Annotated in this window: 8 protein-coding genes; all 8 read left to right on the forward strand. The window is 38.0% G+C overall.

The window, feature by feature from the left end:
* The first annotated feature begins 177 nt into the window (after positions 1-177).
* The 8 genes from RM545_RS02820 (at position 178) to RM545_RS02855 (ending at position 11937) form a co-directional block, all read left to right on the forward strand.
* Positions 178-1344, forward strand: a complete 1167-nt coding sequence (locus tag RM545_RS02820; RefSeq protein ID WP_311493802.1) for a homogentisate 1,2-dioxygenase — start codon at positions 178-180, stop codon at positions 1342-1344.
* Positions 1345-1407: 63 nt separating this feature from the next.
* On the forward strand, positions 1408-2550 hold the full coding sequence (hppD, locus tag RM545_RS02825; protein WP_311493803.1) for a 4-hydroxyphenylpyruvate dioxygenase: 1143 nt from the start codon (positions 1408-1410) through the stop codon (positions 2548-2550).
* Between the two features lie 299 nt (positions 2551-2849).
* Positions 2850-3629 (forward strand): DUF3108 domain-containing protein, encoded by a 780-nt coding sequence (locus tag RM545_RS02830; RefSeq protein WP_311493804.1) that lies wholly within the window; start codon positions 2850-2852, stop codon positions 3627-3629.
* Positions 3630-3631: 2 nt separating this feature from the next.
* Complete coding sequence (locus RM545_RS02835) at positions 3632-4600, forward strand: tryptophan 2,3-dioxygenase family protein (RefSeq protein WP_311493805.1); 969 nt, start codon at positions 3632-3634, stop codon at positions 4598-4600.
* 1 nt (position 4601) lies between these two features.
* Complete coding sequence (locus RM545_RS02840) at positions 4602-5837, forward strand: peptidoglycan DD-metalloendopeptidase family protein (RefSeq protein ID WP_311493806.1); 1236 nt, start codon at positions 4602-4604, stop codon at positions 5835-5837.
* Between the two features lie 25 nt (positions 5838-5862).
* The gene (pgi, locus tag RM545_RS02845; protein ID WP_311493807.1) at positions 5863-7494 is read left to right on the forward strand and encodes a glucose-6-phosphate isomerase; all 1632 of its coding nucleotides are present in this window, start codon (positions 5863-5865) and stop codon (positions 7492-7494) included.
* Between the two features lie 180 nt (positions 7495-7674).
* Complete coding sequence (locus RM545_RS02850; protein WP_311493808.1) at positions 7675-10224, forward strand: TonB-dependent receptor; 2550 nt, start codon at positions 7675-7677, stop codon at positions 10222-10224.
* Between the two features lie 12 nt (positions 10225-10236).
* The gene (locus RM545_RS02855) at positions 10237-11937 is read left to right on the forward strand and encodes a hypothetical protein (RefSeq protein ID WP_311493809.1); all 1701 of its coding nucleotides are present in this window, start codon (positions 10237-10239) and stop codon (positions 11935-11937) included.
* Positions 11938-11974: the final 37 nt, after the last annotated feature.

Here is an 11974-nt window from a genome sequence, read left to right on the forward strand (position 1 = left end):
AACTTTTTAAAGCAGGATCAGGGCAAAGAAAAATTCCGAAGGAGCTATTATATTTAGCCTTGTTTTAAGAATATTTTAGCATATAATAGCGATATTTGGTTTCATCGGAATTTCAGCTTTAAAAAATGCGTTATTTTACATTTATTTCTGCGGAATCTCCTTTAAATCTTCAGAATTATGCCTTTTTATCATCAACTTGGGAAAATACCTCATAAAAGACATACGGTTTTTAAGAAGCCGGATGGTAGCCTGTATTATGAACAATTATTTGGCACCATAGGTTTTGATGGAATGTATTCTAATTCTTACCATGAGCACAGGCCCACACAGGTAAAGGAAATGAGTGCAGGCAATAGTGTAAAACCTAAAATAGCGGTAGCAAATAATTTAAAGTCCTATAAATTTAAAGGTTTTAAGGTGGTGCCTGCGCCAGATTATCTGGAAAGCAGGAGAATTGTGTTGACCAATAGCGATGTGAACATTGCACTTGCTTCCCCGCAGGCTTCCACAAAAGATTATTTCTATAAAAATTCTGATGCAGATGAGCTGCTCTTCATCCATAAAGGTAGTGGGAAGCTTAGAACGCATTTGGGAAATCTGGATTTTAAGTATGGAGATTATTTGTTAATTCCCAGGGGAACCATCTATAAGCTGGATTTTGATGATGAGAATAACCGCTTATTTATTGTAGAATCCCGCCGTCCTGTTTACACTCCAAAAAAATACAGAAACTGGTTTGGGCAATTACTGGAGCAATCTCCTTTTTGTGAGAGGGATTTGCGCAGACCTTACGAGCTGGAAACCAATGATGAAGAAGGAGAATTTTTGATTAAAATAAAAAAACAAGGGGAGATCTTTGATGCTGTTTACGCGACACACCCTTTTGATGTGGTAGGTTACGACGGCTATAATTATCCATATGCATTTTCAATACACGATTTTGAGCCGATAACCGGAAGAATTCACCAGCCACCCCCGGTACACCAGACTTTTGAAACGGACGCTTTTGTGGTTTGTAGTTTTTGTCCGCGCAAATACGATTATCACCCGGAGAGTATTCCGGCTCCTTACAGCCACAGTAATATAGATAGTGATGAGGTACTCTACTATGTTGATGGTGATTTTATGAGCCGGAATGATATTGAAGCAGGACATATTTCACTTCATCCTGCCGGAATTCCGCACGGGCCACACCCGGGAGCGGTAGAAAGGAGTATAGGGCAAATAGAAACTGAAGAATTAGCGGTTATGGTGGACACTTTTAAACCTCTTATGATTACTGAAGAGGCTCTGGAAATTGCAGATGAAACTTATTACAAATCGTGGTTGGAAGGAAATCATTAAGCTGAAGAATTTCTTCAAATATTATAGTTTTAAAAAGGTAAAGGATCTATAAAAATAAACGGAATGGCTACAGATAAAACATCTTTAAATTTGAAAAAGGAAGTACCGGAAGCAGAAGATTTCCTGCCGATCCTGGGAACAGACTTCGTGGAGTTGTATGTGGGGAATGCAAAGCAGTCCGCTTATTATTATCAGCATGCCTGGGGATTCCAGCCTTTGGCATATTCAGGATTGGAAACCGGAAAAAAGGATAGTGTTTCGTATGTTCTTCAGCAAGGAAAAATAAGGCTCGTATTAACTTCTCCCTTACAACCAAAAGGTGAAATTAATGCGCATATAGATAAACATGGAGACGGTGTAAAGATGGTAGCACTATGGGTGGACGATGCCAGGAAGAGCTATGAAGAAACTACAAAAAGAGGGGCTAAATCCTACAGGGAACCTTACGTGATGCAGGATGAGCATGGATCTGTTGTTATTTCAGGAATTCATACCTATGGAGAAACCATTCATCTTTTTATAGAAAGGAAAAACTATTCCGGCTCTTTCCTGCCGGGATACAAAGCATATTCTCCTCTGGCAAAATCTAAAGAAGTCGGTCTCAAATATATAGATCACATGGTCGGAAATGTTGGCTGGAATGAAATGAACAAATGGTGTGAATTTTATGCTAAAGTCATGGGTTTTGCTCAGATGGTTTCTTTTGATGATAAAGATATTTCTACAGAATATACTGCTTTAATGAGCAAAGTTATGAGTAATGGTAACGGCAGGATCAAGTTTCCCATTAACGAACCGGCTAAAGGAAAGAAGAAATCTCAAATTGAAGAATATATTGACTTTTACAATGGTGCAGGAGTACAGCATATTGCTCTTGCGACAGATAATATTATAGAAACTGTTACGCTTTTACGGGACAACGGAGTGGAATTTCTTCATGTTCCCGCAACTTATTACGAAACGGTTTTGGAAAGGGTGGGAAAAATAGATGAAGATTTAGAGCCTCTTAAAGAATTAGGAGTGCTTATAGATAGAGATGACGAAGGTTATCTGCTTCAGATTTTTACAAAACCTGTTTTGGACCGTCCAACAATGTTTTTTGAAATTATCCAGAGGAAAGGAGCACAATCTTTTGGAAAGGGAAACTTTAAGGCACTATTTGAGGCCATAGAAAGGGAACAGGATTTACGTGGAACGCTAAATTAGATATAAAAAATTGCTTACCCGTAACTGTTTGGCTTTGTTTTTTAAAGAGATATAATCCTTTTGGTTAAAGTCTATTTTATTGTTGTTCTGAAATTTGAATATATAGACTTTTGCGCCCGCATTTTTTTGGATTCATTACAAAAGTGTTTTCATAATTTAAGTTAGTTGGTTTGTTAAGACAAAAAGCCCTGTCATTTAATTTGACGGGGCTTTTGGTTTTAATACATTTGGAATAGTAATTGTAAATATTTTCTTAAACTTACAAATCAGCCCCGTTTTTCGGAAAATAAAAAAATATTATGAAAAGATTTATTGCGGTTGCACTTCTTATCTTTTTTGGCTTTTCTCCCTTCCGGGGAAATTCTCAAGAGGCATTTCAGAAAGGGGAATGGCTCAAATTCCGCATTCATTATGGCATGTTCACTGCAAGTTTTGCTACACTCGAGGTAGATGAAACGGTGGTAAATGGCAAGCCAGTATATCATGTCGAAGGTATTGGAAAATCCACAGCACCTTTAAGTTGGTTTTTCAAGGTAGATGATAATTATCAAACCTTTATAGATAAAAAAGATGGGAAGCCATACAGGTTTATTAGGAAAATCAACGAGGGAGGACATACTAAAGATCTTGAGGTTCATTTTAATCATAAGGATAATCAGGCGCTGGTCTACAATAAAAAATATAATACCAACAAGACTTACACTACAAAAGAAAATGTGCATGATATGTTATCTGCATTTTATTATATTCGCAACGAAATCAGCAGCGACGGTTTAAGACCGGGAGAGGAAATGAATTTGAACCTTTTTATCGATGATGAAAATATGGATTTCAAATTGCAATTTATTGGTCGTGAGGTTATTAAAACGAAATTTGGAAAAGTAGCCACTCTTAAATTTCGTCCCTTTGTAATGGCGGGTAGGGTATTTAAAGAGAAGGAAAGTCTCACTTTTTGGGTAACCGATGATGAAAATAAAATACCGGTGAAGATAGAGGCAGATCTCGCTGTTGGTTCACTGGATGCCGATTTGGATGCTTACAAAGGACTAAGGAATCCGTTTAGGATAATTATGGATTAAGGATGGAAATAAAACCGGAAATAGCTGATCGTATTTCTAAACTTGAAGAAAAGTTTAAAAATTCCGGTCAGGATATGGGCTCCTATTTGGATGGATTGCTCTATGACCGATACCTGTCTTATTGGGATTATGTGAGTCTGGATACCTTGTTAAGCCTGCAAAAGACAAATACTCATTTTCCGGACGAAACAATTTTTATTACCTACCATCAAATTACTGAATTATACTTTAAGCTCATTATCCATGAGCAAAAGCAGATTATTGAAAACGAAAGCCTTACGGCTTCTTTTTTTACTGAAAAACTATTACGACTAAATCGGTACTTCCGGATTCTTATAAATTCTTTTGATGTGATGATCAAGGGAATGGAGAGAGAGCAGTTTTTGAAATTCCGGATGGCCCTATTACCGGCAAGCGGATTCCAATCTGCTCAATTTAGGATGATCGAAATCTATGCTACTCCCCTTGAACATATTGTTCTTCATGATAACAGAAAAAACTTCTCTCAGGAAAATTCTATTGAGGAATTATATGAACAAGTGTACTGGAAAAGAGGAGGAATAGATTTAAAGACGGGAGAAAAGACTTTAACCCTTAAACAGTTCGAAAAGAGATACACGCCCCGTTTCTTGAGAATTGCAAAAGAAGTTAAAGGCTCTACGATGTTCCATAAGTACAAACAACTTCGGCCAGAAGAAAAGCAGGATACTAAACTTATCCTGGCTATGAAGGAATTTGACATAAATGTGAATATCAACTGGCTGCTTATGCATATGGGCGCCGCGCATCGTTACCTTAGTAGAGATAAGGAAACGATTGCTGCTACGGGAGGAACAAACTGGAAAAAGTTTTTGCCGCCGGGATTTCAAAAAATATCCTTTTTCCCCAATCTGTGGAATGAAGAAGAGTTTAACGACTGGGGCAAACAATGGGTTAACCACATGTTTAACAGCGAAAACCGAAATAATTAAATTGAAAAAATTAAGCACCCTCATTCTTATCATTTTTGCATTTATAGCTTGTAATGATGATAATGTTGTAGAAGAAAAGCAGGAAGAGGTAGCAGTTTTAAAAACTCCTCCTCAGGTTAAGAAGTATGGATTTGTTATAAATGATTATGAGGTAGTAGAAGATACCATCCGGCCCGGTGATAGTTTTGGGAATATAATGGGTGAGCAGGGCGTGAGCCTTGCAAAAGTTTATGAAATTTCAGAAAAAGTAAACGATACTTTTAATCCCGCACGAATAGTTGCCGGAAAAAAGTATATGATCCTAAAGGCTAAAGACTCTGCACAAACACCACAATTTTTTATTTACGAAGAAAATAAAATTGATTTTACGGTGGTGGGGCTTGGAGATGAAATTAAGGCTTATAAAAAGCAACGACCTGTTTCTGTAAAGAAAAGGGAAGTTTCCGGCGTAATCACCTCTTCACTTTCTGAAGCAATGCAGGACCAGGGATTAAGTAATCTCCTGGTGTATGAGCTTTCTAACATCTACCAGTGGAGTATCGACTTCTTTAGACTTCAGAAGGGCGACCAGTTTAAAATGGTATATCATGAAAAATACATAGATGATACTATTTTTGCCGGAATAGATAGAGTGGAAGCAGCGGTTTTCAGGCATTCAGATAAGCCATTCTATGCTTTTGAATATGAAACCGACAGCATTACTAACAAATCCAGTTACTATGATGATGAGGCCAAGGCTTTACAAAGCTTTTTCTTGAAGGCGCCCCTTGACTATAGCAGAATTTCTTCCCGTTACAGCAAAAGAAGATATCATCCGGTGCAGAAGCGCTGGAAAGCACATTTAGGAACAGATTATGCTGCAGCTCATGGTACGCCCATTGTTAGTACAGCAGATGGTACCGTTATTGCGGCAAGTTATACCTCAGGGAATGGGAACTATGTAAAAATAAGGCATAACAATAAATATACTACCCAGTACTTGCACATGACCAAAAGAAATGTGAGAAATGGACAGGCTGTTAAGCAGGGTGATGTGATTGGATTTGTAGGCAGCACCGGTCTCGCAACAGGGCCTCATGTGTGTTATCGATTTTGGGTGAATGGAAAGCAGGTGGATCCTTACCGTCAAAACCTCCCAACAGCTAAACATATAGAAGATGCTCATAAAGATGAGTATTATGCTTATATTGAACCTCTTAAGGAACAGTTGGATAAAATTCCTTATAAGAACATTTGAGAATAATTAAATTAAAAACATTGAGATGAAAAATATAAATCCTACACAGACTGATAGCTGGAGAAAACTCGGAGAGCACTTTAAAGAAATTGGAAAACTTCAGATGAAGGATCTTTTCAAAAAAGATGGAAATCGCGGAGCGGACTTCAGCATTCACTGGGAGGATTTCTATTTGGATTATAGTAAAAACAGAATTACCGATGAGACGAGAAGCCTTCTTCTTGAGTTAGCCAGAGAATGTAAATTAGAAGAAGCGATCAGTTCTTATTTTGGAGGTGAAGTGATTAACAAGACAGAAGGTCGGCCTGTACTGCATACAGCTTTAAGGGCTGAGGAAGATCAAAATGTCACTGTAGAGGGAGACAACGTTCTGCCTGAAGTTCAGGAAGTAAAAGCAAAAATTAAAGCTTTTTCAAATGAGGTTATTGAAGGTAGCCGAAAAGGATATACCGGTAAAAAATTCACAGATATTGTGAATATCGGGATTGGAGGATCAGATCTGGGGCCCGTGATGGTAACAGAATCACTTCAATATTATCAGAATCATTTAAAGGTGCATTATGTTTCTAACGTAGATGGAGACCATGTGCATCAGGCAATTCAGGATTTAAACCCTGAGACGACCTTGTTTATAATTGTTTCCAAATCTTTTACCACCCAGGAAACGTTATCCAATTCAATTACTATTAGAAGTTGGTTTAAGAAAACAGCTCCAGAAGAGGCTGTCTCAAAACATTTTGTTGCCGTTTCCAGTAATGTGGAGAAGGTAAAGGAGTTTGGTATTGCTTCAGAAAACATTTTCCCGATGTGGGACTGGGTTGGTGGCAGGTTCTCTCTATGGAGTGCTGTTGGGCTTTCTATCAGCCTTGCTGTGGGTTATTCTAATTTTAACGCAATGCTGCAGGGCGCTCAGAAGATGGACGCGCATTTTAAGGATACAGATTTTAGTGAAAATATTCCCGTGCAGCTTGCGTTAATAAGCATTTGGTATAATAACTTTTTTAAAGCCGAAAGTGAGGCTGTAATTCCATATTCTCAGTACCTCCACAGGCTGCCAGCTTACCTGCAACAAGCAATCATGGAAAGCAATGGTAAGAGTGTAGATAGAAACGGAGATAAAGTAGATTACCAGACTGGAACAATAATCTGGGGGGAACCTGGAACAAACTCCCAGCACGCCTTTTTTCAGCTAATCCACCAGGGCACAAAACTTATTCCTGCAGATTTCATAGGTTTTAAAAATTCTCTTTTCCAGGATAAGGGCCATCACGACAAATTAATGGCCAATTATTTTGCGCAGACAGAAGCCTTGCTTCAGGGAAAACCTGAAGAGGAAGTACGCTCAGAACTGGAAAAGAAATCGATGAGTGCAGACGCTATAGAGACACTGTTGCCTTTTAAAGTTTTTGATGGTAATAAGCCCACGAATTCAATTTTAATTGAAAAACTTACACCAGAAAGCCTTGGGAAATTAGTGGCTATGTATGAGCATAAAATATTTGTTCAGGGTGTAATCTGGAATATTTTTAGTTATGATCAATGGGGTGTGGAATTAGGTAAGCAATTAGCTTCAAAAATTCTTGCGGAAATAGAAAATAATTCTGTTGAAAATCATGATTCTTCTACTAAAAACCTGTTAAAATTCTTTTTAAAATAATTCTTTCGCTTTGTTGAAATCCTGTAAGTAACAATACTTCAGAGAATTAAAAAATAGCAGTAGTTTTGCACCGCGGTTGATGTTAAAGTTAAGAACCTTAACATTTGGATAAAGTATAGTCTTTAGGTTTTAGCTTCTTTTGCCGTGAATTTTTTAACTCAAAACAAACAAAGCGAAAAAATGAGGAAATTACTAGCATTAGCGTTGTTTCTAACATCTGCTACAATTTTTGCTCAAGGAACTATTACTGGTACCGTAATAGATTCTGAAATGGATGGTCCCCTGCCGGGTGCAACTGTGATGGTTGAGGGAACAAACAATGGAACTACAACAGATTTCGACGGTAACTTCTCTCTGAGAGTAAATTCAGATTCGGGACAAATAAAAATTAGTTTCGTAGGCTATACCACAAAAACTTTAGATTATAACCTTGCCAACGGGTCTCAGAATTTTGGTGGGATAGTACTAAATGCTGATGCCGGGGCTTTGGAAGAAATTGTTATTACAAGTTTCTCTTTGGCAATAGACCGTAAAACTCCCGTGGCTGTTTCCACAATTAGATCTGAAGAAATTGAATTAAGATTAAGTAATAAAGAATTTCCGGAAATTCTTCAATCTACTCCCAGTATCTACGTGCATAAACAAGGAGGAGGATATGGAGATGCCGAAGTTCGAATAAGAGGTTTTGATGATGAAAACGTTGCGGTAATGATCAACGGGGTTCCTGTAAACGATATGGAGAATGGAAACGTTTACTGGAGTAACTGGGCGGGACTTTCAGATGTTACCCAAACAATGCAGGTGCAAAGGGGTCTTGGAGCTTCTAAAGTAGCTGTGCCTTCTATAGGAGGAACTATTAACATTGTTACAAAATCTACAGATGCCGAAGAAGGTGGTAGTGTTTTTGCAACCACAGGTAATGACGGATATCAAAAGTATGGCGGGACAGTTTCTACAGGATTGTTAGATAATGGTTTTGCTGCTACAGTTTCTGTATCTAAAACAACAGGTAACGGATTTGTAGACGGAACTGAATTTGAAGGTTATTCTTACTTTGTAAACCTTGCAAAGAAATTTAATGAAGACCATGAGCTTTCTTTTACAGCTTTTGGGGCGCCGCAAAGACACGGTCAAAGAGAAACTTCACATTTAATACAAACTTTTCGTGCAAGCGAAAGGGGTATTAAATTCAATGGGGACTGGGGTTTTTTAAATGGTGAAGTAAAACATGTACAGGATAACTTCTACCACAAACCTCAAATGTCTTTAAACCATTATTGGAATATTTCTGATAAAATGGAATTATCTACAGCACTTTACGCTTCCTTTGGTACAGGTGGAGGTGGTGGTTACGAAGGTGAAGCCAATTTAAGAAGTATAGATTCTCCTTATAGAAACGGGTATTTACAGCCACTAAATTTAGACCTTGTAGTAGCAGATAATATTGAAAACGGAGCACTTGGTTCTGAAACCATTTTATATAATTCAAGAAACGACCATAGTTGGTATGGTGCACTTTCGACTTTAACCACAGAGATTACTGAAGATATTGATTTACTTGCCGGGATTGATCTCAGGTATTACGAAGGAAGACATTTTCAGGAAGTAAGAGATCTTTTAGGTGGTACTTACTGGTTAGACGAGGGTAGTAATGAGAATAACTTGATAAATGTAGCAAGAGTTGGTGATAAGATTAATTATCACAATGATGGTTTGGTACATTGGGAAGGTGGATTCCTTCAGGCAGAATATTCTAGAAATGATCTTTCTGCATTTATATCTCTTGCGGCTTCTAACACTTCTTATAAAAGGATAGATTATTTTAACTATCTTGATTCTGATCCCGAGCAGAAAACAGATTGGATTAGCTTCTTTGCTTCCAGTGTAAAAGGGGGGGCAAACTATAACCTTAATGATAACCATAATATTTTTGCCAATATTGGTTATTTTGAAAGGGCACCTTTCTTTGACCAGGTTTTTCAAAATTTCGAAAATGATATTAATGAAGATGCTGAAAATCAAAAGATTTTTAGTGCAGAAGTTGGCTACGGTATTAGAAGTTCAAAGTTAAGAGCAAATTTGAACGTCTATAGAACGCATTGGCAGGACAAACCTTTTACGCAATCTTTCTTTGATGATGAAACTGGGGAGTCTTACTTCGCCAATATACTTGGGGTGAATGCGCTGCACCAGGGTATTGAATTTGATTTTAGTTACAAGCCTTTAGATAATCTTACTATTAATGGTATGGCTTCTATTGGAGATTGGAAATGGGATAGTAATGTTGAGGATGTAATGATCTTTGATGAAGAACAAAATCCTGTTTTAGACGAGGGTATTGATCTTTTTCTTGAAGACATTCCGGTAGGGGGTAGTGCCCAGAACACCTTCGCACTTGGTGGTGATTATGAACCACTTCCTGGAACAACAATTCGTGCAAACTGGACCTATGTAGACGAGTTGTACAGTCAATTTGATATACTTGGGGTTAGTTCCGGAGCAGATTACAGCCCATGGGAAATTCCATCTTATGGTTTGCTAGATGTTGGTCTTACCCACAAATTTGAGTTTGGAGGATTTGAAGCTATTCTAAACAGTAACGTGAATAATATTCTGGATACAGAATATGTGAGTTTTGGTTTTGACGGTTCAGCTTCTAATGCAGAAACTGCATCTGTATGGTACGGGTTTGGACGTACATATACTGTAGGAATGAAAATAAACTTTTAAAAAAAAATAGAGATGAAAAATACATTTTTTATTTTAATGCTTTTCATAGGTGTCGCCATAACAGGTTGTGAGCCAATGGATGACATTAATGAGGAAATCGATGAGAATATCAGCAATGTTGAGGGATCATTAGATTACACATTAGAAGAGGAAGATTATGGATTTTTAGATCTGCCTGAGGAGCAGTATGAGTTTGATACAGAAGAGGATGCAAGGGCATTAATTCCTGTTTTGTTGTCAAATCGTCTTCCCGCTTTAGGTGGAAACTCTTCGGTAAATGTTAGTTATAACGTCTTTGCTCCTATTGATCCGCAGGTTTATACTGTAAGCGCGGAAGATTATGAGGCTGCTGGATTGTCAGACGGTTACCTTGGGAATATTTCTCAAATTCAGAGCTTTTTACAGTATCAATTTCCGCGAGCAGAGGCAGGTGATCATGTCGAGTTGACTTACGATGCCGTTGCAAATGAAATTTCGTATACCCTAAATGCAGACGATTTTGATTTTATTGAAGATGAATTGGGTGCCGATTATCCTGAACCAACTTCAAGTGCTGCGCAATTTGGCAATTTTGACCGAAGAGAAGGGAATGAAGCCTATTGGAGTAATGAAATGATCCTTGAAGCTATTGATGCCGTATTGCTTGAAAATCTCGAAGGTATTGAGGGGCAGACTTACAATGTTAGCTATGACATATATGATGGATCAGCAGGTACTGAGAGTATGAGCGTAAGGTTTGATGGGAATTCTTATGTGCAGTCTGGAGCTTCTGCTTATGAACTGGTAAATGCAGATTATGCACTGGTTGCTGAAGAATTAGCGGAAGAATATCCCGGTCCTGCCGAAAATACCGGGAACTTTAACAGTTTTACTGTAGATTCTGGTAGTAGTAATTTCTGGACTGAGGAAATGCTACTTGAAGCAATAAATATAGTCTTAATGGATGAATTTCCTTCTGCAGAAGAAGGAGCTCAATTCGCAGTGACTTATGCAGCTTATGACGGTTCTGGTGTTTCTTCGCAAGGGATGGCTGTTGTCCTTCAGGATGGACAATATGTAATTGACCTGGAAGGTTCTGTTTCCACAGTAGAAACCACAGATGTTTTTGCTTATACTAATGGAACCTGGAGTATGCCGTTAACATTAGATAGTGAAGATTACACTACGATGGGGCAAACCTATCCTAATTTTGATGATGAAGGGGAAGCTTATCAAATGATCTCTGTATTTCTTGGCCTTGAATATCCTTATGCAAGAGAAGGGGAGATGAGATCTGTTGCTTATGACTTTTATTCTGGTAGTACTTCAACAAGATATACGTTGTTTGTATTTGAAGATGGTGAGTGGAATGCAATACCTAGAACTTTGGAACAAACCCTTCAGTTTAGTCACAATGGATCTGAGTGGGAACCAGATAACACCATAAGATATACCTTAGTCGCATCAGATTATGAATACATCGCAGCGGAATTTGCAGCTGTTAGTGGTTACGAGGCTGCGGCCAGCAATCTAGCACAGTACGGGAATTTCAACCTAAATAACTGGGATGACGAAATGATCCTGGAAGCATTAAAGGTCTTTTTAAATGACTTCGACCCTTCTGCTGAAGTAGGTCAAAAATATATCCTTTCTTATGAAGTTTATCCTGGTTATATTATGACACAAATGAGACTGATTAAAGATGAGTCTGGCGCCTGGGTTATTAATGAATAAATTTCAAACTAAATAAAAGTACAAGCCTCTTATCGGT

Origin of the sequence: Autumnicola lenta (assembly GCF_031846515.1) — a bacterium.
GTDB classification, from domain to species: Bacteria; Bacteroidota; Bacteroidia; order Flavobacteriales; family Flavobacteriaceae; genus Autumnicola; species Autumnicola lenta.

What these genes read in the sequence shown, in the direction of transcription:
- RM545_RS02820 (WP_311493802.1), top strand. Translation starts at nt 178, where the DNA reads ATGCCTTTTTATCATCAACTTGGGAAAATACCTCATAAAAGACATACG.
- hppD (WP_311493803.1), top strand. Translation starts at nt 1,408, where the DNA reads ATGGCTACAGATAAAACATCTTTAAATTTGAAAAAGGAAGTACCGGAA.
- RM545_RS02830 (WP_311493804.1), top strand. Translation starts at nt 2,850, where the DNA reads ATGAAAAGATTTATTGCGGTTGCACTTCTTATCTTTTTTGGCTTTTCT.
- RM545_RS02835 (WP_311493805.1), top strand. Translation starts at nt 3,632, where the DNA reads ATGGAAATAAAACCGGAAATAGCTGATCGTATTTCTAAACTTGAAGAA.
- pgi (WP_311493807.1), top strand. Translation starts at nt 5,863, where the DNA reads ATGAAAAATATAAATCCTACACAGACTGATAGCTGGAGAAAACTCGGA.
- RM545_RS02850 (WP_311493808.1), top strand. Translation starts at nt 7,675, where the DNA reads ATGAGGAAATTACTAGCATTAGCGTTGTTTCTAACATCTGCTACAATT.
- RM545_RS02855 (WP_311493809.1), top strand. Translation starts at nt 10,237, where the DNA reads ATGAAAAATACATTTTTTATTTTAATGCTTTTCATAGGTGTCGCCATA.